Origin of the sequence: Nocardioides secundeburneus (genome assembly GCF_039939255.1) — a bacterium.
Taxonomy (GTDB): Bacteria; Actinomycetota; Actinomycetes; order Propionibacteriales; family Nocardioidaceae; genus Nocardioides.
Window position 1 is genome coordinate 121,497 of record NZ_JBDUUE010000004.1, and the last position, 20,243, is coordinate 141,739.

Consider the following 20,243-nt stretch of genomic DNA (forward strand, 5'->3'; position numbering starts at 1 on the left):
CGTGCCGACTACTAGGTTGGGCGGCATGAGCGATGACATCCGCGCCCGCGTGACCGAGCTGATGCCCGGCATCCGCCGCGACCTCGAGGACCTCGTCCGCATCGAGTCCGTCAGCGCCGACCCGGCGCGGGCGGACGAGGTGCAGCGCAGCGCCGAGGCGGTCGCCGAGCTGTTCCGCGCCGAGGGCTTCGCCTCGGTCGACATCGTCAGCGCCGACGGCGGCGCCCCCGCCGTCATCGCGCACAAGCCCGGCCCCGAGGGCGCGCCGACCGTGCTGCTCTACGCCCACCACGACGTCCAGCCCGAGAACGACCACGCCGACTGGGACTCCCCGCCCTTCGAGCCCACCGAGCGCGGCGACCGCCTCTACGCCCGCGGTGCGGCTGACGACAAGGCCGGCATCGCCGCCCACCTCGGCGCGCTGCGCGTCTTCGGCGACGACCTGCCGGTCGGCGTCACGATGTTCATCGAGGGCGAGGAGGAGGTCGGCTCCGACACCCTCCCCGCGCTGCTCGCGGCCCACCAGGAGGCGCTGCGCGCCGACGTCATCGTCATCGCCGACTCCGGCAACTGGGACATCGGCGAGCCGGCCCTCACGACCAGCCTGCGGGGCCTCGTGCGCGTCGACGTCGAGGTGCGCACGCTCACCCACGCCGTGCACTCGGGCATGTGGGGCGGCCTCGTGCCCGACGCGATCATGGCGCTGACCAAGCTCCTCGCGAGCCTCTACGACGACGCCGGCGCGCTCACCATCGAGGGCCTGCACAGCCAGCCCGCGGCCGACGTCGAGTACCCCGAGGCGCGGCTGCGCGCCGAGTCCGGCGCCAACCCGGGAGTCGAGTGGATCGGCCGCGGCCCGGTCGTCGAGCGCCTGTGGACCCAGCCGGCGCTCACCATCACCGGCCTCGACGCGCCGAAGGTCGACGGCGCCAGCAACACCCTCACCCCCGCCGCGCGCGCCAAGCTGAGCCTGCGCGTCGCCCCGGGCGACGCCACGGCCAACGCGCTCGCCTGCCTCACCGCGACCCTGGAGAAGAACGTGCCGTGGGGCGCCGAGCTCACGGTCACCACCGTCGACACCGGCGAGGCCACGCAGATCGACGCCACCGGCCCCGCCTACGACGCCGCCCGCGCGGCGTTCACCGAGGCCTGGGACGGCACCGAGCCGGTCGACATGGGCGTCGGCGGCTCGATCCCGTTCATCGCCGAGTTCCTCGAGGCGTTCCCCGAGGCGAGCGTGCTCGTCACCGGCGTCGAGGACCCCGACACCCGCGCCCACGGCGCCAACGAGGGCCTGCACCTCGCCGAGTTCGAGAAGGTCGTGCTCGCCGAGGCGTTCCTGCTGCGCAACCTCGGGGCGCTGTAGGCGCCGCCCCTCTACCCTCGCTCCATGCGCGCCGCCACCCTCGACTTCCTGGCGCGGCACCGGCGCGAGCGGCTCGACCCGATCAGCGACCGCCTCGTCGAGACGATCCAGCGCGAGAACCCCGCCTACCGCGTCGACCGGGTCTCGAGCGGCGACCTGCGGCACTCGTGCGTGACCAACGTCGACCGGATCCTCGAGCTGCTCGCCGACGCGGTGCGCACGGGGGTCCGGCCCGACCGGCACGACGACGACCCTGCCTACGACGCCGCCCGGGCCACCGGACGACGCCGCGCCGACCAGGGCGTGCAGCTCGACGACGTGCTGCGCTCGTTCCGCATGGGTGGCCGACTGGTCTGGGAGGACCTCGTCGACCGCGGCGAGCACGTGCTCGACGCCGCCGAGTTGCGCGTCGTCGGCACCCAGCTGTGGGAGGTCGTCGACGCGACGTCGGGCCAGGTCGCGGTCGCCTACCACGACCAGGAGCGGTCGCTGGTGCGCGCCGACGAGCAGCACCGCGCCGAGGTCTGGGAGGGCCTGCTCGCCGGGCGGGGCCGCGAGCCGGGGTTCGCCCGCGACGCGGCCGCTCTGCTCGACCTGCCCTACGACGCCGACCTCGTCGTCGTGGCCGGACCCGACCTCGACCGCCGGTTCGCCGACCAGCGGCTCGCGCCGCACGCCACCGCCTGGGTGCTGCGCACCGACGGCGTCGTCGGCCTCGTCGCCCTCCGCGACGACGACCCGGCCGACGTGCTCACCGCGCTCCGGGCCGCAGCGCTGGAGTCGCACGTGCCGCTCGGCGCCTCGCCCGTCGCAGCCGGGTTCGCCGCCGTCGGACGCGCTCACCGCGACGCCGTCGTGGCGTGGCGCGCCCAGGGCGGTCGACCGGGTCTCGCGACCCTCGACGACCGCCTGCCGGAGGCGCTGCTCCTCGGCTCGCCCGACGTGGCGACCCGGCTCGTCGACCGCTGGCTCGGCCCGCTCCTCGCGCTGCCCGACGCCGAGTCGCGGGTGCTGGTCGGCACGCTCGAGGCCTGGGTCGCGGCCGGCGGCTCGACGACGGCGACCGCCGCGGCCGCGCACTGCCACCGCAACACGGTCGTCAACCGGCTGCGCCGCATCGGCGAGGTCGTCGGACGGCGCCTCGACGACGGCGTCCCGCTGGTCGACCTCGACCTCGCCCTGCGGGCGCACCGGCTCGACGTGCACCGCTGAGAGTTGTGCGGATTGCACAGACAATCGCCGATCTTCGTGGGCGCGCACCTACTGGCGGGCGCCTGTGACCGCTGCCACAGTGGTCAGACGGACGTCGCTCACCCGGATGCTCCTCGGACAGCCCGGGTCGTCCGCCACACATGGGGTGAAAATCTGTGACCACTGACTTCGGCGCGCCCGACGACCTGCACCACGACCTCGACGACTCCGGCGGCTCTGCCGGTGGGGCCGTGCCCTACGACCGCGACGACCCGTTCGCGGGCCTCGACCGGCGCAAGTTCATCGGCTACGTGCTCGCCGGCAGCACCTTGGTGGTCGCTGCCGACATCGCGAGCGCCCGACCGGCGCGGGGCGCCGTCCCGTCGCCGCCGCAGGTGCCGGAGATCTACGACCTCGAGGACCTCCAGACCGACTCGGCCCTGCCGACGTCGTTGTTCATCACGGTGAAGATCACCAAGACCGGACGCGCGCAGTTCGCGCTGCCGCGGACCGAGGTCGGCCAGGGCATCGTCACCTCGACGACGATGATCCTCGCCGAGGAGCTCGACCTGCCGATGAGCAAGATCGACGTCACCCTCGCGCCGGCGCGACCCGAGCTGCTCCTCAACCAGCTCACCGGCGGGTCCAACTCGACGTTCTCCACCTACACCCCGATCCGCGTCGCGGCCGCGATCGCCCGGCAGAAGCTGCTCGAGGCCGCCGCCATCCAGCTCGGCACCACGGTCGACCGGCTCTTCACCACCGGCGGCATCGTCAGCGACAACCTCGGCAACCAGCTCACCTACGGCGAGCTCTCGGTCGGCGCGGCCAGCCAGGTGGTCAGGGCGGTCGAGGTGGTGCTGCGGCCGAAGGAGAAGTTCAAGGTCATCGGCCGGCCCAGGAACCGCACCGACGCCCGCGCCGCGGTCACCGGCGCGAAGAAGTTCACCACCGACCTCAAGGTGCCCAACGCGCTGCCGACCATGGTGTGCCGGGCGCCCACGCACGGCGGGACGCCCAAGCGGCTCAAGAACCGCGCCGCCATCCTCAAGATGCCCGGCGTCACCCACGTCGCGCAGGTGCCGACCGGCATCGCCGTCCGGGCCAAGACGTTCGGGCAGTGCATCGACGCCATCCGCAAGATGCAGGTCGACTGGAACCCGGGGCCGGTGGCCAAGGAGTCCGACGCCACCGTGCTCGCCAAGCTGCGCAAGGCCGAGCTGCCCCTCGTCGTGCCCGACGTGCCCGTGCTCGCGCAGACGGTCAACACCAACTTCGCGTTCGCGTTCCGCAGCAGTGCCGCGCTCGAGCCCTACGCGGCGATCGCCGACGTCCGCAAGGACCGCGCGACCATCTGGGCCGGGTTGAAGGTGCCGATCCTGGCCCAGCAGCGCGTGGCCGAGGCGATCGGCCTCCCGCAGGGCAAGGTCAAGGTCAACGTCATCACCGGTGGCGGCTCGTTCGGGCACAAGCTCTTCGGCGACCACGCCATCGAGGCGGCGCGCATCTCGAAGGCGATGAAGGTGCCGGTGAAGCTGATGTGGCACCGCGCCGACGAGCCGCGCCAGGGTCGCCTGCACCCGATGGCGACGACCCGCACCCGGGCCACGATCCTCGGCAACCAGGTGCTCTCGTTCGAGCAGCGCCACACGAGCGTGACCACCGACTTCAGCCACGGTCTCGGCGAGATGATCACCTCGCAGGCCGACGAGCTCGACCCGATCGGGCTCGGCGGGTTCACCTTCGCCCAGTCGATCTTCACCCTCACCCAGGAGCTGCCCTACAACTTCGGCGTCGTCACGCAGCTGCTCAACGAGCCGCTCGAGTTCGAGGACAAGTTCTCCACCGGCAGCATGCGCAACATCTACTCACCCGACGTCTGCGTCGCCGCCGAGCTCACCATCGACCAGATCGCCAAGAAGATGGGCAAGGACCCGCTCCAGCTCCGGCTCGAGCTGATCAAGAACGACCGCGTCAAGGCCGCGCTCGAGAAGGTCGCGACCATGGGCCGGTGGGGTCGCAAGATGCCGGCCGGCATGGCGCAGGGCGTCGCGCTGCACAAGGAGTACAAGGGCTGCACCGCCGTCCTGGTCGAGATCGACTGCCGTCCGCAGACGGTCAACCGCAAGCTCGGACCCGAGACCGTCACCGGTCCGCGGGTGACCAAGGCCGTCATCGCCGTCGACGCCGGGCTGGTGATCAACCCGCGCGGTCTCGAGGCGCAGATGCAGGGCGGCTTCATGGACGGCCTCGCCCTCACCCTGACCTCGAGCTGCCACCTCAAGGACGGCCGGTTCCTCGAGGCCAGCTGGGACAACTACTTCTACACCCGGCAGTGGAACGTGCCGCCGCAGGTCGAGGTGCACATCATGAGATCCGACTCCAAGACGCCGGGCGGGGCCGGCGAGGCCGCCGTCGGCTCCTCGGCCGCCGCCGTCGCCTGCGCCTACGCCCGGGCCACGAAGAAGGTGCCGGCCTTCTTCCCGATCAACCACGGCAAGGTCTCGTTCAAGCCGAAGTCCTTCGTCCCGCCCGTTCCGCCGTCGCCGACCAACGGCCTCAAGAAGACCCGCTGAGCGGGGGAGGACCAGCCATGCCCAAGCAGACCTTCATCCTCAACGGCAAGACCGTCACCCTCAACGTCGCCGACAACGTGCGCCTGCTGTGGGTGCTGCGCGACCTGCTCGGCGTCACCGGCCCGAAGTACGGCTGCGGCATCAACGTGTGCAAGGCGTGCACGTCGCACATCAACGGCAAGGCGTTCAACCCGTGCTCCGTGCGGGTGGGCGACCTGAAGAAGAAGGACCGGGTCACCACCATCGAGGGCCTCGCCAAGACCGCCCCGGGCGACCTGCACCCGATGCAGCAGGCCTGGATCGACTTCGACGTCGCCCAGTGCGGCTACTGCCAGCCCGGCCAGATCATGGCCGCCGTGGCGCTGGTCAAGAAGGTGCGCCGCGAGGGCCGCGGCATCCGCGACTCCGACCTCGACTCGATCCGCAACATCTGCCGGTGCGGCACCTACGTCCGCATCCGCGAGGCGATCGAGGCGGGCGCCCGCCGGATGCGGTAGCGCAGGTTGACGCGAGCTTGCTCGCGTCGGCCGTGGCGCTACCGGGTCGAGGAGCGAGGAACCCCTGCGAGCTTGCTCGCGGGGGGTTCTCTCGCGTCTCGAGACCCTCGACGCCGTCGCGTGTCAGCGGCGCTCGGTGGCGCTCAGCGCTGCACCGACGCCAGCAACCGCCGCACCAGCCGGACGGCGATCCGGTCGCCCTCGGCGCGGTCGAAGCCGCCCTCGGGGTCGGTGTAGTCGATCGAGACGACGGTGTCGCCCCGGATCGCGTCGATGCCGACCGAGCGGTACGTGCCGTCGTCGCTGACGTAGCGGAAGAACCGGGCGCGGACACCCGGCAGTCCCTCGACCGGCTTGGCGCGGGCGAAGCCACCGCGGAGCAGCTCGCGCGCCTCCTCCTCGGCGGTGGTGCCGAGCGGGCCGGCCGGCACGACGTGCACCATCGCGTCGAGGTCGGGCACGTCGTCGTCGTCGGGTCCCCACCACACGCACGCCGACTGGCGCGACGGCCCGGTGGAGCCGTCGCCGCGCGGCGTCTGGTCGGAGGCGCGGGTGCCGGGCGCCAGGGTCGCGGCCTCGGCGCGCAGGGTGCGGCACACCGACGGCACGACGGCCTCCGTCGTCGGCGTGGCCGGGACCACGCGCTCCTCGGGTGCGGCGCCGAGCCCCTCGAGCACCTCGCCGACCGCCGCCAGGACGGCGGGCTGCACCTGGTCGTCGGGCACGGCGCCGTAGCGCCGGTCCTCGACCCGGGTGTCCTGCGAGCCGATCACGTCGACGAGCACGTTGCGCCACCGGACCACCACCCGGGCGGACGACCCGCCCGTCGTGCTGTCGTAGGGCGAGGCCGCCCACACCTGCTCACCGAGTCCGGGCAGGCTGACCTCCCGCACGGGCGCGAGGTACGACGCGGTGCCGTTCTCGACCTGCCACGCGACCTGGTCGGCGGCCATCTCGGGGCCGGTCAGCTCCCGGGGCTCCTCGCTCGGCGAGGTCGCCCGGGCGCCTCCCGACAGGGCGCGGCCCGGGCGGAACGCCTGCACCGAGACCCGCAGCGACTGCTCCAGGTAGGTGGGGTCGGCGCTGTCGCGCCACGTGCAGTCGGCCGGTCGGGGCAGGTCGGGGTGGTCGAGCCCGAGCAGCCCGAGGGTCTCCGAGCCGACGGCGTCGCAGGCGAGCAGGACGTCGTCGTCGGTGAGGTCGTCCGCGCCCCAGTCCGGGCCGATCGGCGACGGCGGGACGTCGTAGGCGCGCTCCTCGCCGTCGTCGGGCAGCGCGTAGAGCGCCCCGCCGACGACGACGCGGTCGCCGTCGAGGAACAGCGCGCCCTGCCCGGGTGCGGAGCCGAGGGTGACGACGTCGTCGCCTCCGCGCAGGTCGACGCGGGTCAACCACGTCTGCCAGCCCGAGGTGCCGTCGGTGGGCACGTAGGCGTCGGTGGCGAGCACGACCCCCTCGTCAGTCACGTCGGCGGGGCCGGCGTGGGCGAGGTGCCACAGCTCCTCGCCGGTCGTCGTGTCGTAGGCGAACAGCAGGCTCGCGTCGTAGCGCAGCACCACGACGCCGTCGTGCTCGCCGACGACCGTGGGCGGCTCGGAGCCGAGGCGTCGTCCGAGGTAGGGACCGGGGCGGCCCTGCGGGCCGACCACGCGCATCGTGTGGAACGACTTCTCCTCCAGGGCGAGCACGGTGGTGGGCCCGGTCGAGGAGATGACGGCGCTGACCGAGGCACCCCGCGTCGTCGCGATCGGACGGCGCCAGCGGAGCCGGCCGGAGTCGAGGTCCCACAGCTCGAACGCGCCGGCGGCGTCGTGGGGCGGGATCCAGCCGGTCCCGCGGTCGTCGGGCGTGGCCGCGGTCTCGGGGTCGTCGAGTGCGAGGACGACGCGGCCGTCGGTCGCGGTCTCCATGGCGCACTTGCGGTCGGTGGGGGCGATGACCCCCAGCGGCTTGCCGTCGCGGAGCCGGAAACGGTGCAGCGCGTCGCAGTTGAAGGTCGCCGCGATCGTGGTCGCACCCGTCGCCACGCTGCGCCCCTCGTGGTACGGCGGCTCGCCCGGGACCTCGCGGGTCCAGGCGAGCTCGCCGGTGCGGGTGTCGAGGGCCGCGACCACGGTGCACCGCCGGCCACCGCCGCGCAGGAGGAGCCCGACGAAGCCGCTCTCGCTGCCCTGGGGCGCGACCTGGCACGTCCGGAGACCGGGGGGCATCGTCGCGGTCCAGGACGTCTCGCCCGTGGTCAGGTCGAGCCCGCGCACCGTGCGGTCGACGGACTCGACGAGCACGTCGCCGACGACGACCGGCGCGCGGTAGGAGCTCAGGGCGAGGCCGGGCTGCGTCCAGGTGGCCTCGAGCCCGGGCGGCGTCTCGACGGGTGCGACCGGGGACGACGAGGGGTCGTCGCCGCCGGGGCCGTCGTCGTCGCCGGAGCAGGCGGCGAGGCCGACGGCCACCGTGAGGGCGACGGCGGCGGCGAGGGTGCGGGAGGACATGGAGGTCTGCTTCCCCGCCAGGACGCCGGCCAACCCGACCCGCCGTACCCGAGTTTCGCCATAAAGGAGACTTTGTCAGTAGACTTGAAGGATGGTAGTCCGGCATCTCCCCGTCCCCGCCCCGACGGCCCTCGAGCAGCGCCGTCACCACCGCGTCGCCGTCATCGGCGGCGGTGCCAGCGGCGTGCTGACCGCGATCAACCTCCTCGCGCGCAGCACCGACCCCGGGCTCTGCGTCGAGATCCACGAGGCCACCGGCATCGTCGGGCGCGGCATCGCCTACGGCACCAACGACCCGCGCCACCTGCTCAACGTGCGCTCGCGCCACATGAGCGCCTTCCCCGACGTCCCCTCCGACCTCATCGACTGGGCCCGGCGCACCGGCCGCAGCGACGACCCGCTCGCGTTCCTGTCCCGCCTCGACTACGCCACCTACCTGCAGGACCGCCTCGCCCAGGTCGCCGACCACCGGCTGCGCATCTGCGCGGGTCGCGTCGACGACGTCGTCCCGACCCGCGCGGGCTACGACGTCCGCACCAGCGAGGTCACCAGCCGCGCCGACAGCGTCGTCCTCGCCTACGGCAACCAGCGACCGCGTCCGCTCGTGCTCGACGGCGACGACCTCCCGCCGGCGTCGTGGCACCTGGCCGACCCGTGGGACCTCGGCGCGCTGCGCCTGCTGCCGGACGACGCCACGATCGTCGTCGTCGGCACCGGCCTGACCGCGGTCGACACCGTCATCACCCTGCTCGAGGACGGCCCGCGCCGCCGCGTCGTCATGGTCAGCCGGCAGGGCCGGCTGCCGGAGGCCCACGTCGAGCAGCAGTCGACCGCCTGGGTGCAGCCGGTGCCCGAGGGCGCCCTCACCGCCGACCTGCTCGCCGAGCACGTGCGCGACCAGGTCCGCGCCGCGGCCGCGCAGGGTGTCGACTGGCGGCCGGTGGTCGACGGCCTGCGCGCGGCCACCACGTCGCTGTGGCAGCGGCTGCCGCTCGCCGAGCGGCGGCGCTTCCTCGACGTGCACGCCCGCGAGTGGGAGGTGCGCCGGCACCGGATGGCGCCCGAGGTCGCCGACCGCCTGCGGGCCTACCAGGCCGACGGCCGCCTCGGCGTGCTGCCCGGCGGCCTCGCCTCGGTCGCCGACCGGGGCACGCACTGCCTCGTCGAGGTCGGTGGCATCCCGACGCCGATCACCGCCCAGGCCGTCGTCAACTGCACCGGGCCGTCGACCGACATCACCCGCAGCCAGGACGCGCTGCTGCTCGCGCTGCGCGAGCGCGGCCTCGTCACGCCCGACCCGCTGCGCCTCGGCGTCGACACCCTCGACGGCGGCGAGCTGGTCGGCGAATCCGGTCGCGCCGTCCCCGGCCTCTACGCGGTCGGGCCGCCCCGCAAGGGCACGCTGTGGGAGTCGACCGCGATCCCCGAGATCCGTGCCCAGGCCGCCGCCGTGGCCGACGGCGTCATCGCGCGCGCCGAGCTGCCCGCGGTCGCCGCGGCTGTCCCGGCGGGGTAGCCGCGGCGGATCAGGACAGGGAGGTGCCGGCCCGCTCGGGGGCCGGCAGGAACACCCGGAACGTGCTGCCCTCGCCGAGGGCGGACTCGACCTCGATGCGGCCGCCGTGGCGCTCGACGATGCGCCGGCAGATCGTCAGGCCGAGGCCGGTGCCGGGCTGGGCGACCGCCTGCGGGTTGGTCGAGCGGAAGAACTCGGTGAACAGCCGCTCCTGGTCGGCCGCGGAGATGCCGATGCCCTGGTCGGTGACGGTGAGCTCGACCGAGTCGTCGTGGTCGACGAGGGCGAGCGAGATCGTGCCCCCGGCAGGGGAGTACTTCACCGCGTTGCTCACCAGGTTGGTCAGCACCCGGTCGAGATCGGCCGGGTCGCAGCAGACCGGGACCTCGCCCTCGGGTGCGGAGACCTCGAGGGTCAGCTCGCGGCGCCGCGCCGCCACGCGGGTGAGCTCGAGCGCGTCGAGCAGCGCCGGGACGGCGTCCATCGGCTCGGTGGGCCGGCCCCCCTCGGGGTCCTCGACCTGGGCCAGCAGCAGCAGGTCGTCGACGACCCGGCTCATGCGCCGGGCCGCGCGGTCGAGCGCGAGCACCGAGCGGCGCGCGTCGCCGTCGATCGAGGGGTCGGCCTCGAGCAGCTCGACGTAGCCGGTGACGGCGCTCAGCGGGTTCTTGAGCTCGTGCGACACGGTGCTCAGCACCTGCGACTTGTAGGTGGCCAGGCGACGCAGCTCGGAGACGAGCCGCTGCTCGCGCAACAGGTTGCGCGAGCTGACGACGGCCTGGCCGATGTCGCGGGCGATGTCGATGGCGCCGCTCTGCTCGTCGGGGCTCCAGAGCAGGTTGGGGTCCTTGCGACCGAGGACGATGTGGCCCAGGCACTCGTGCCCGGCGCCGAGCGGCACCAGCATCACGGTGCCCAGCCCCAAGGTGGCGATCGCCTCGGTGCCGATGCCCTGCTCGACGTCGTCGAGGAAGGGGTCGCCGGGGGTCTGGTCGCCGACGATGACCACCTGCTGGGCGGCCCAGCCGCGGCGGGCGACGGCCCGGACGGTCTCGGTCATGTGGTCGGGCAACCCGGTCAGGGGGGTGCCGGCGGCGGCGAGGTCGCCCGTGGCGTAGGTGCGCAGCGAGATGAAGTCGGCGCGGAACCCCTCGAGGAGCGGGTGCCGGCAGTCGTCGAGCACGCTCTCGAGGTCGTCCTGCGACGTCGCGAACCGGACGACGCGCCGCGCGGCCTCGGCGAGCCGGATGCGCTCGGCGAGCTCGTTGCGCTCGACGGCCATGCGCAGGGTGCGCTCGGCCTGCACCGCGTAGCGCTCCAGCAGGTGGCGCTGCGTCGGGTCGGGGCGGAAGCCGCTGATCGGGACGTCGATCGAGAGCATCCCGATCATCGTCTCGTCGTCGGCGTACAGCGGTGCGATGAGGAGGTCGAGCGGGTGCCAGGCGTCGGGGGCGTCGAGCGGCTGGATGTCGGGCACCCAGCCGAGCGCGTCGGCGTCGACCTCGAGCCGCTCGTGCGGCACGAAGTGGAACCGGCCCCAGTCGTCGGCCCGCTCGAGCTCGGGCAGCACCATCGCGATCGGGGTGGAGAGCCCGAGCATCGCCGTCGCGGCCTCGTTGCTGCCCTCGACCGACACGGCGTACATCTGCTCGCCGCGCACCACGCTGATGATGGCGATCTCGAAGCCCACCATCTCGGCGACCGACGAGGCGACCAGGTCGAGGGCATCGCGAGAGCCGGCGTCGGACCAGGTCGCGACGTCGATCTGGGGGCGGGGAAGCTTGCTGCCTGCGGTCAAACTCGGGCTCTCGATGGACACGGCTGTCAGGAGTCCCTCAAGCCTACGGGGCGCACTGCGGGGATTGGGCACGAACCGAAGCACCAGCCCTACACTGGAGCGGTGCCCTTCCAGAGCAACAGCTCCCGGCCACGCGGCGACGGTCGGCTCACCGACGCCCTCGATCCCCACGACGCAGGTCCCCAGGACGCCTGCGGCGTCTTCGGGGTGTGGGCCCCGGGCGAGGACGTCGCCAAGCTGACCTACTTCGGTCTCTACGCGCTGCAGCACCGCGGGCAGGAGTCCGCCGGCATCGCGGTCAGCAACGGCCGCCAGATCCTGGTCTACAAGGACATGGGCCTGGTCTCGCAGGTCTTCGACGAGAGCACGCTGGCCTCGTTCAACGGCCACCTGGCCATCGGTCACTGCCGCTACTCGACCACCGGGGCGAGCACCTGGCAGAACGCCCAGCCGACGTTCCGCCCGACCTTCGACGGCTCGATCGCCCTCGGCCACAACGGCAACCTCATCAACACCGCCGAGCTGCGCGAGCTCGTCGCGGCCCTGCCCAGCGACGAGGGCGAGCTCGACATCCACTCGGCCGGGCTCGAGTCGACCAACGACACCAGCCTGGTCACCGCCCTGCTGGCCCACCACCCCGACACCACGCTCGAGGAGCGCGCGCTCGAGGTGCTCCCGCAGCTGCGCGGGGCCTACTGCTTCGTGTGGATGAACGAGGACACCCTCTACGCCGCGCGCGACCCGCAGGGCATCCGCCCGCTGGTGCTCGGCCGCCTCGACCGGGGCTGGGTCGTCGCCTCCGAGGACGCCGCGCTGGCCACGGTCGGTGCGAGCGTCGTCCGCGAGATCGAGCCGGGCGAGATGGTCGTCATCGACGAGAACGGCCTGCGCACCTACAAGTTCGCCCAGCCGGAGCGCAAGGGCTGCGTGTTCGAGTACGTCTACCTGGCCCGGCCCGACGCCACCATCAGCGGCCGCAGCGTGCACGAGTCGCGCGTCGAGATGGGTCGCCAGCTCGCCCGCGAGTTCCGCGTCGAGGCCGACCTGGTGATCCCGGTGCCCGAGTCGGGCACGCCGGCGGCGTCCGGCTACGCCGAGGAGTCCGGCATCCCGTTCGGCCAGGGCTTCGTCAAGAACGCCTACGTCGGACGCACGTTCATCCAGCCGAGCCAGACCCTGCGCCAGCTCGGCATCCGGCTCAAGCTCAACGCGCTCGAGCACATGATCCGGGGCAAGCGGATCGTCGTCGTCGACGACTCGATCGTGCGCGGCAACACCCAGCGTGCCCAGGTGCGGATGCTCCGCGAGGCCGGCGCCGCCGAGGTGCACGTGCGCATCTCGAGCCCGCCGGTGAAGTGGCCCTGCTTCTACGGCATCGACTTCGCCACCCGGGCCGAGCTGATCGCCAACGGGCTCAGCCCCGACGAGATCGCGGCCAGCATCGGCGCCGACAGCCTCGGCTACATCTCGCTCGACGGCATGATCGAGGCCACCTCGCAGCCGCAGTCGTCGCTGTGCCAGGCCTGCTTCACCGGCGAGTACCCCGTCGCCCTGCCCGACGAGAGCCTGCTCGGCAAGCACCTGCTCGAGACCTCGATCAAGGCACCCACGCACGGCAAGGCCCTGCCCGTGCTCAACAACCCGTGAGGACCAGCACCACGTGAGTGAGCAGCAGAGCGCCTACGCGCGCGCCGGCGTCGACATCGAGGCGGCCGACGTCGCCATCGAGCTGATGAAGGCCTCGGTGGCCAAGGCCTCGCGGCCGGAGGTCATCGGCGGCCTCGGCGGCTTCGCCGGGCTCTTCGACGCCAGTGCCCTGACGTCGTACACCCGGCCGCTGCTGGCGACCTCGACCGACGGCGTCGGCACGAAGGTCGCCATCGCGCAGGCCCTCGACAAGCACGACACCATCGGCTTCGACCTCGTCGGCATGGTCGTCGACGATCTCGTCGTCTGCGGGGCCGAGCCGTTGTTCATGACCGACTACATCGCCACCGGCCGGGTCGTGCCCGAGCGGGTCGCGGCGATCGTGCAGGGCATCGCCGAGGCGTGCGTCCAGGCTGGCTGCGCCCTCGTGGGCGGCGAGACCGCCGAGCACCCCGGCCTGCTCGCCCCCGACGAGTACGACGTCGCGGGCGCCGCGACCGGCGTCGTCGAGGCCGACCGGCTGCTCGGCCCCGGCCGCGTGCGCCCGGGCGACGCCGTCGTCGCGCTGGCGTCGTCCGGCCTGCACTCCAACGGCTACTCGCTGGTGCGCCACGTGCTGCTCACCGAGGCGCAGTGGTCGCTCGACCGCGTCGTGCCCGAGCTCGGACGCACGCTCGGCGAGGAGCTGCTCGAGCCCACCCGCATCTACGCCAAGACCTGTCTCGCCCTGGCCGACCACACCCCGGTGCACGCGATGTCGCACGTGACCGGCGGCGGCCTGGCCGCCAACCTGGCCCGGGTGATGCCGGCCGAGCTGCGTGCCACCATCGAGCGCGGCACCTGGAACCCGGCGCCGGTCTTCGACGTGGTCCGCGAGGTCGGCTCGGTGAGCCAGGCCGACCTCGAGGCCACGCTCAACTGCGGCGTCGGCATGGTCGTCGTCCTGCCGCCGGACTCCGTCGACCCGGCCCTCCACCTGCTCGAGAGCCTCGGTGTCGAGGCCTGGGTGGCCGGTCAGGTCGACGTCGACCCCGAGCAGGCCGGCACGGTCGAGCTGGTGGGTTCGCACCCCGCGCAACGCTGATCCGACGGCGTCCGGAGCGGTCGCCGAACAAATCACGTCACCAATCGGGGCTCCGACGTGCCGGAACAGACGCCCAACAGGTAGCGTTGCCCTCACGAGAACTGTCGAGAGAGCCCGGGTCGCCCAGCGCGCCCGGCCAAGTGTGCGAGGGGGCTGGACCCTATGGGCCGCGGCCGAGCGAAAGCCAAGCAGACGAAGGTCGCGCGCGACCTGAAGTACCGGACGCATGAGACGGACTTCGGGGCGTTGGCCAAGGAGCTGCACGGCGACGAAGCCAACGACGACGCCGACCAGGACGACGGCGTCGACGACAAGTGGTCGGACTACGCCGACCGTCGCGACTGACCCTCGCGTCTCCTCCGGCTCCCGGGCCCTCCGGGGGCCGAGCTGTCACCGGCGCGCTCTGCGGGCCCGGGCGGGGAGTACCCGGTGCACCGGGTACTGCTGACGTTCTCGGGTCTTGCAACACCTGAGAACGCGTAGAACACCCCGAGAGGCTCGCTGTCCGCGCGTCAGCCGATCCGGCCCGACCGGACGGCGGCCTCCTCGGTGAGCACCCGGCGGATCAGCTCGGCTGTGCGCTCCGGGTGCTGCAGGTCGGCCCACGTGATCCGCGACGGCGGTGGTGCGAGGGTCCTCGGGCGCCCAGGGCGCCCGGGGCGCCTGCGAGGTGCTGGGTCGTGTCATGCGCTGGACGGTCGCCGGTCGCGGACGCCGCGAGACGACGCGCCCGTCGGGCTGAGGACAACGCGTTCGTCCGGCATCGCGCCGGCGGCGGGAACCCCCCGAGCTTCTCGGCTTCTGCTGGCGCTTCTGAGGTGTTGCAACCGCTGGGAACGTCAGGAGTAGCCGGTGCGCCGGGTACTCCCCGCCCCGGCCGGCACGGGTATGCGCCGACCGGGGAGGGGACGGGGGACGACGGTCAGCCGACCCAGATGCCGCGCAGCCGCCCGACGTCGCGCATGCGCTGCTCGGCGAGCCGGTCGGCGGCGAGGGCCGGCGCGACGCCGTCGGTGGCGGCGAGCTCGAGCACGGCCCGGGTGGTGTCGTAGATGCGGGCCGCGCGCTGTTGCGCGCGCTCGAACGAGAAGCCCTCGAGCTCGTCGGCGACCTGGATGAGTCCGCCGGCGTTGACGCAGTAGTCGGGCGCGTAGACGATGCCGCGGTCGGCGAGCGTCTTCTCGACGCCGGGGTGCGCGAGCTGGTTGTTGGCCGCGCCGCACACGACGCGCGCCGAGAGCACGTCGACGACGTCGTCGGTGAGGGCGTGGCCGAGGGCGCACGGGGCGTAGACGTCGAGCGGCTCGGCGACCAGGGCCTCGGTCGAGGCGACCGCGCGCACCGACGGGTGGGTCTCGCGCACCTGCTCGAGCGCCGGGGCGTAGGGGTCGGTGACGACGACCTGCGCGCCCGCCTCGACGAGGTGCCGCACGAGGTGGCGGCCGACCTTGCCGACGCCGGCGACGCCGACCACGCGGCCCTCGAGCACCGACTCGAGGGCGCCGGACGGCGTCCCCCACACCGACTCGGCGGCGGCGAGCATGCCGCGGAAGACGCCGAAGGCCGTCAGGACCGAGCTGTCGCCGGCACCGCCGTGGGCGACCGTGCGGCCGGTGACGAAGGAGCACTCGCGGGCGACGTGGTCCATGTCCTCGGAGTAGGTGCCGACGTCGCAGGCGGTGTAGTAGCGCCCGCCCAGCGTCTGCACGAACCGCCCGTAGGCCCGCAGCAGCGCCTCGGACTTGAGCGTGGCCGGGTCGCCGATGATGACGGCCTTGCCGCCGCCGAGGTCGAGCCCGGCGAGGGCGGCCTTGTAGCTCATGCCGCGCGAGAGGTCGAGCACGTCGGCGAGGGCGTCGGCGGTGGAGGCGTAGGGGTGGAAGCGGGTGCCGCCGAGGGCCGGGCCGAGGGCCGTGGAGTGGATCGCGACGATGGCGCGCAGACCGGTGGCGGGGTCGTGGGCGAAGACGACCTGTTCGTGGTCGGGACCGAGCTCGAAGACGTCGAGAGACATGGATGGTGTCCTGTTCTGGGGTGGGCGACCACGGGTGGTGGGTGGTCTCGGGCGGCCCGCAGGGGTGGCGCGGGCCTGGCCCCAGGGTAGGACGGGCTCGGGGTCAGGCGCGAGCTACCGCGGCGAGGGCCTCGACGCCCTCGGCGACCGCGTCTCGCAGCCGCGCGACCAGCACGTCGGCGTCGGTGAGGTCGCCGGTGCGGGCGGCGTCCTCGATCGCGGCCGCGACCGCCCCCACGCGGTTGAGGCCCAGGTTGAGCGCGCTGCCCTTGAGCTGGTGGGCGTCGGTGACGGCGCGCTCGGGGTCGCCGTCCTGGACGGCGATGCTGATGCGCGCCAGGGCTCCGTCGATGCGCGAGAGGAACGACATGCGGGTGCGCTCGAAGAACGACACGCCGTCCTTGACCAGCTCGCTGAGCAGCTCGACCCGCTCGAGGTCGAGGACGACGTCGTCGGGCTCGGTCCTCGTCGCCGGCGGCGAGGGCGTCGGCGGCGACCCGTCGGCGGAGCGGGTGCGGAGCCCGGCGCGGGCGATGGCCGCGGCCAGCTGCGGCGGGTCGACGGGCTTGGTGAGGAAGTCGTCCATGCCGGCCTCGAGGCAGCGGTCGCGCTCGCCCGGCAGGGCGGAGGCCGTCATCGCGATGATCGGCACCCGGGTGCCGCGCTCCTGGGCCCGGATGGCCCGGGTCGCGTCGAAGCCGTCCAGGCGCGGCATCCGGCAGTCCATGAGCACGACGTCGACGTCGTGCTCGCCGGAGAGCGCCTCGACGGCCTCGGCGCCGTTGCCGACGGTGACGACGGTGCAGCCGAGGTTCTCCAGCAGCCCGGCGGCGACCAGCTGGTTGACCGGGTTGTCCTCGACGACGAGCACCCGCAGTGCGAGCCGGGGCTGGTCGGCGTCGGCCACGCGCGTGGTCGACGCGGGGTCCTCGAGGCCGGGGGCGGCGGCGTCGAGCAGCGCCGCGTAGAGGGCGGCCGGGCGCACGGGCGTCCCCACCCGGGCCCGGAACCCCGCCGCTGCGACGTCGTCGTCGGCGACGGTGCCGTCGTCGGCCACGAGCACCAGGTCGACGGGAGGTCGGACGGCGTCGGAGGCGAGGTCGCGCCCGACGGCGAGCGGGTCGGCGTGCACGAGGTGCACGACGACGGCGTCGAACGGGCTGCCCTGGTCGGCCGCCTCGACCACGGCGTCGAACGCCTCGTCGTGGTCGGCGACCTGGTCGACCTGCAGCTGCCAGGCGGCGAGCTGACGCACGAGGAAGCCGCCCGCGGTCGGGTTGTCGTCGACGACGAGCACGCGCCGGCGGTGCAGCGGACGGTCGAGGTGGGCGTCGGAGCCGTCGGGGACGGCGCCGAGCCGCGCGGTGAACCAGAACGCGCTGCCGGCGCCCGGCACGCTCCGCACGCCGATGTCGCCGCCCATGCCCTCGACGAGCTGGCGGGAGATCGCGAGCCCGAGGCCGGTGCCGCCGTGCTGACGGGTGGTCGAGCGGTCGGCCTGGGTGAAGGCGTCGAAGAGGCCGTCCATCTCGCTCTCGCCGATGCCGATGCCGGTGTCGCGCACCTCGACGCGCAGCACGACGCCGCCCCCGTCGTCGTCCCCGTCGTCGTCCCCGTCGTCGTCCCCGTCGTCGGTCCCGACCTGGACGTCGACGACCACCTCGCCGGCGTCGGTGAACTTCACCGCGTTGCTGCCCAGGTTGGTCAGCACCTGGCCGAGCCGCACCGGGTCGCCGAGCACCAGCCGGGGGACGTCGGGCGCGACCCCGACGACGAGGTCGAGCCCCTTGTCCTGGGCCGGGCCGGCGAGGATCATCACGGTGTCCTCGACGACGGCGCGCACGTCGAACTCGATCGCCTCCAGCTCGAGCTTGCCCGACTCGATCTTCGACAGGTCGAGGATGTCGTTGATGAGCGAGAGCAGCGTGAGGCCGGCGCCGCGCAGCCCCTCGGCCAGGCGGCGCTGGTGGTCGTCGAGGTCGGAGCGCAGGAGCAGGTCGGTGAGGCCGATGACGCCGTTCATCGGAGTGCGGATCTCGTGGCTCATGGTGGCCAGGAACTCCGACTTGTGCCGCGAGGCGGCCATCGCCTCGTCGCGCGCCTCCGCGACCTGGTGGGCGGTGCGCTCGCGCTCGGCGACCCGGCCGAGCTGGTCGCTCACCTGGCGCAGCAGGGTCCAGGTGTAGACGTCGACCGCCGCGGCACTCGCGAGCAGCTGCACGACGCCGACGGTGCGCCCGCCACTCAGCACGGGCAGGCTGATGCGTGCGTGACCCTCGCGGTCGGGCACGGGGGTGATCATCACCTCGCGCGAGTCCCACGACTCCTCGGCCTGCGCGCGGTCGGGCCGCGGGAGCCCGACGGGCGGCGGCTCGGGCAGCTGCAGCGGTGTCAGCGGCCCGCCGCGCTCCTGCCGGACGAAGATGCAGATGGGCTGCCACTCGTCGTCGCCGGCCAGCACGGCCGCCGAGCGCACGAGGGCGTCGGCCAGGGTCGTGGAGCGGTTGGCCGCCTCGGCGAGCTGCTGGGCCAGCTGGAAGCGTCGCGTGGCCTCGTCGGCGGCGATCGCGGCCTGGCGCAGGTCGGTGATGTCCTGGCAGATGCCGGTCATCCGGACGACCTCGCCGTCGTCGTCGCGCTCGTAGCGGCCGTAGCCGCGGATCCAGCGGTGCTGCTCGTCGTCGGCCGCCGGGAGCAGGCGCGCCTCCCACGTGACGTCGTCGTGGTGGCGCATGCCGGAGCGGATCATCGACACGACGCTCTCGCGGTCGTCGGGGTGCAGCCGGTCGAACGCGGCCCGCCAGGTCTGCACCCTCGCCGTGGGCGAGACGCCGAAGATGGCCCGCAGCTCGTCGGACCACCCGACGGTGTCGGTGACGACGTCCCACGTCCAGCTGCCGAGGCGGGCGATGCGCTGGGACGACGCCAGCTGGACCTCGCGGTCGCGCAGCTCGTCGAGCAGGCGACGTCGCTCGGTGTACTCGGTGAGCCGGTGCAGGTAGCCGATCGGCCGGCTGCCGGTCTCGTCGAGCACGGGCGCCCAGCTGCTGAGGGCCCACAGGCGGGTGCCGTCGCGGCGGACGACGAGCACGTCCTCGTTGTGCCCGCCGGGGTGGCCGGCCCGCATCCGCTCGAGGTGTCGCTCGAAGTCGGCCTGCCCCTGCTCGTCGGCGAGCTGGTAGCCGGTCATCGTGGCCAGCTCGTCGATGGGGTAGCCGGTCATGTCGGCGAAGTGCTGGTTGACCAGGATCGTCTCGCCGTCGAAGCCGAGCAGCCACATGCCGTCGGGGCTCGCCTCGAACAGGCGACGCATCAGCGCGTCGTCCGATCCGTTGTCGGCCTCGGGCGGCATGGACGACCTCCTTCGTCGCATCATCTTGCCGCGTCGCGGGGCCGGGTGCGGGAAAAAGTCGCGCGGGGCCGGACGCAGGTGCGTCCGGCCCCGAACGGAGGCTCGCGGTGGTGCTGGCTCAGCTGCCGGAGACGGCCTTCTTGAGCGCGGCGCCGGCCTTGAACGCCGGGGCGGTGCTGGCGGCGATCTGGATCGTCTCGCCGGTCTGCGGGTTGCGACCCTCGCGGGCGGAGCGCTCGCGGGTCTCGAAGGTGCCGAAGCCCGGCAGGGTGACCTTGTCACCCTTGGCCAGCGCGCCGGTGATGGCGTCGAGCACGGCGGTGAGCGCCTGGTCGGCCTGGGCGCCGCTGAGGCCGGTCTCGGTCGCGATGGCCTCGCGCAGCTCGGTGCGGTTCATGGAGTGGTACGTCCTCTCGGGAGTTGGTCACGTCTCGGCCCCGGGGGACCGGCGACTGACGACCGTAGCGCAGCGGGCGGGAGAACCCACGCAGCGGGGGCGCGACGCGCCTGGTGTCCGGCTGATGGACGCCTACAGCGGCAGGGCCGAGCTGCCGAGGAAGCAGGCGACGGCGAGGAGCAGGATCGCGACCGCGCCGAGCACGGCGACGAGGTCGCGGTCGAGGTCGACACGACGCTCCTCGGGACGGTGCTCGGTGGGGGTGGGGTGGTTCGCCGCGGACATTGCGCCTCCAAACTCGACTGACTTACTT

14 protein-coding genes are annotated in these 20,243 nt (G+C 73.4%); 8 read left to right on the top strand and 6 right to left on the bottom strand.

Annotated elements, in window-relative coordinates; genetic code table 11:
• Nucleotides 1-25 precede the first annotated feature (25 nt).
• The 4 genes from ABFT23_RS11560 (at nt 26) to ABFT23_RS11575 (ending at nt 5,630) form a co-directional block, all read left to right on the top strand.
• Entirely contained in the window at nt 26-1,366 is a 1,341-nt protein-coding gene (locus tag ABFT23_RS11560) for a dipeptidase (protein WP_347895297.1), read from the top strand.
• Between the two features lie 24 nt (nt 1,367-1,390).
• On the top strand, nt 1,391-2,578 hold the full coding sequence (locus tag ABFT23_RS11565; RefSeq protein ID WP_347895299.1) for a PucR family transcriptional regulator: 1,188 nt from the start codon (nt 1,391-1,393) through the stop codon (nt 2,576-2,578).
• 155 nt (nt 2,579-2,733) lie between these two features.
• Complete coding sequence (locus ABFT23_RS11570) at nt 2,734-5,133, top strand: molybdopterin cofactor-binding domain-containing protein (protein ID WP_347895301.1); 2,400 nt, start codon at nt 2,734-2,736, stop codon at nt 5,131-5,133.
• A 17-nt stretch (nt 5,134-5,150) separates the two neighbouring features.
• On the top strand, nt 5,151-5,630 hold the full coding sequence (locus ABFT23_RS11575; RefSeq protein ID WP_347895302.1) for a (2Fe-2S)-binding protein: 480 nt from the start codon (nt 5,151-5,153) through the stop codon (nt 5,628-5,630).
• Between the two features lie 143 nt (nt 5,631-5,773).
• Here the strand turns inward: ABFT23_RS11575 and ABFT23_RS11580 are convergent, their stop codons facing one another.
• Nucleotides 5,774-8,122 (bottom strand): outer membrane protein assembly factor BamB family protein, encoded by a 2,349-nt coding sequence (locus tag ABFT23_RS11580; protein WP_347895304.1) that lies wholly within the window; start codon nt 8,120-8,122, stop codon nt 5,774-5,776.
• A 91-nt stretch (nt 8,123-8,213) separates the two neighbouring features.
• Between ABFT23_RS11580 and ABFT23_RS11585 the strand changes: the two genes are divergently transcribed.
• Nucleotides 8,214-9,638 (top strand): FAD/NAD(P)-binding protein, encoded by a 1,425-nt coding sequence (locus ABFT23_RS11585; protein WP_347895306.1) that lies wholly within the window; start codon nt 8,214-8,216, stop codon nt 9,636-9,638.
• Nucleotides 9,639-9,648: 10 nt separating this feature from the next.
• Here ABFT23_RS11585 and ABFT23_RS11590 read toward each other — a convergent pair whose 3' ends face one another.
• Nucleotides 9,649-11,436: a sensor histidine kinase gene (locus ABFT23_RS11590; protein ID WP_347895308.1), complete on the bottom strand. Its 1,788-nt coding sequence runs from the start codon at nt 11,434-11,436 to the stop codon at nt 9,649-9,651.
• Nucleotides 11,437-11,538: 102 nt separating this feature from the next.
• On the opposite strand from ABFT23_RS11590, the gene purF reads away from it, so the two are divergent.
• The 3 genes from purF (at nt 11,539) to ABFT23_RS11605 (ending at nt 14,512) form a co-directional block, all read left to right on the top strand.
• Complete coding sequence (gene purF, locus ABFT23_RS11595; RefSeq protein ID WP_347895309.1) at nt 11,539-13,083, top strand: amidophosphoribosyltransferase; 1,545 nt, start codon at nt 11,539-11,541, stop codon at nt 13,081-13,083.
• 13 nt (nt 13,084-13,096) lie between these two features.
• Complete coding sequence (gene purM, locus ABFT23_RS11600) at nt 13,097-14,167, top strand: phosphoribosylformylglycinamidine cyclo-ligase (protein ID WP_347895311.1); 1,071 nt, start codon at nt 13,097-13,099, stop codon at nt 14,165-14,167.
• A gap of 162 nt (nt 14,168-14,329) precedes the next feature.
• Entirely contained in the window at nt 14,330-14,512 is a 183-nt protein-coding gene (locus ABFT23_RS11605) for a DUF3073 family protein (RefSeq protein WP_347895312.1), read from the top strand.
• A 577-nt stretch (nt 14,513-15,089) separates the two neighbouring features.
• On the opposite strand, the gene ABFT23_RS11610 is transcribed toward ABFT23_RS11605, so the two are convergent.
• From ABFT23_RS11610 to ABFT23_RS11625, 4 genes are all read right to left on the bottom strand, one after another.
• Complete coding sequence (locus ABFT23_RS11610; RefSeq protein ID WP_347895314.1) at nt 15,090-16,181, bottom strand: Glu/Leu/Phe/Val family dehydrogenase; 1,092 nt, start codon at nt 16,179-16,181, stop codon at nt 15,090-15,092.
• A gap of 103 nt (nt 16,182-16,284) precedes the next feature.
• Nucleotides 16,285-19,533, bottom strand: coding sequence for a response regulator (locus ABFT23_RS11615; RefSeq protein WP_347895315.1), 3,249 nt, complete (start codon nt 19,531-19,533; stop codon nt 16,285-16,287).
• Nucleotides 19,534-19,651: 118 nt separating this feature from the next.
• Entirely contained in the window at nt 19,652-19,930 is a 279-nt protein-coding gene (locus ABFT23_RS11620; RefSeq protein ID WP_347895317.1) for an HU family DNA-binding protein, read from the bottom strand.
• 132 nt (nt 19,931-20,062) lie between these two features.
• Entirely contained in the window at nt 20,063-20,215 is a 153-nt protein-coding gene (locus tag ABFT23_RS11625) for a hypothetical protein (RefSeq protein WP_347895318.1), read from the bottom strand.
• Between the last annotated feature and the right edge of the window lie 28 nt (nt 20,216-20,243).

Bases quoted from the DNA above. Each gene is read 5' to 3' on its own strand.
- ABFT23_RS11605 (WP_347895312.1), top strand. From the start codon at position 14,330: ATGGGCCGCGGCCGAGCGAAAGCCAAGCAGACGAAGGTCGCGCGCGAC.
- ABFT23_RS11565 (WP_347895299.1), top strand. From the start codon at position 1,391: ATGCGCGCCGCCACCCTCGACTTCCTGGCGCGGCACCGGCGCGAGCGG.
- ABFT23_RS11585 (WP_347895306.1), top strand. From the start codon at position 8,214: ATGGTAGTCCGGCATCTCCCCGTCCCCGCCCCGACGGCCCTCGAGCAG.
- ABFT23_RS11560 (WP_347895297.1), top strand. From the start codon at position 26: ATGAGCGATGACATCCGCGCCCGCGTGACCGAGCTGATGCCCGGCATC.
- ABFT23_RS11625 (WP_347895318.1), bottom strand. From the start codon at position 20,215: ATGTCCGCGGCGAACCACCCCACCCCCACCGAGCACCGTCCCGAGGAG.
- ABFT23_RS11615 (WP_347895315.1), bottom strand. From the start codon at position 19,533: ATGCCGCCCGAGGCCGACAACGGATCGGACGACGCGCTGATGCGTCGC.
- ABFT23_RS11610 (WP_347895314.1), bottom strand. From the start codon at position 16,181: ATGTCTCTCGACGTCTTCGAGCTCGGTCCCGACCACGAACAGGTCGTC.
- ABFT23_RS11580 (WP_347895304.1), bottom strand. From the start codon at position 8,122: ATGTCCTCCCGCACCCTCGCCGCCGCCGTCGCCCTCACGGTGGCCGTC.
- ABFT23_RS11620 (WP_347895317.1), bottom strand. From the start codon at position 19,930: ATGAACCGCACCGAGCTGCGCGAGGCCATCGCGACCGAGACCGGCCTC.
- ABFT23_RS11575 (WP_347895302.1), top strand. From the start codon at position 5,151: ATGCCCAAGCAGACCTTCATCCTCAACGGCAAGACCGTCACCCTCAAC.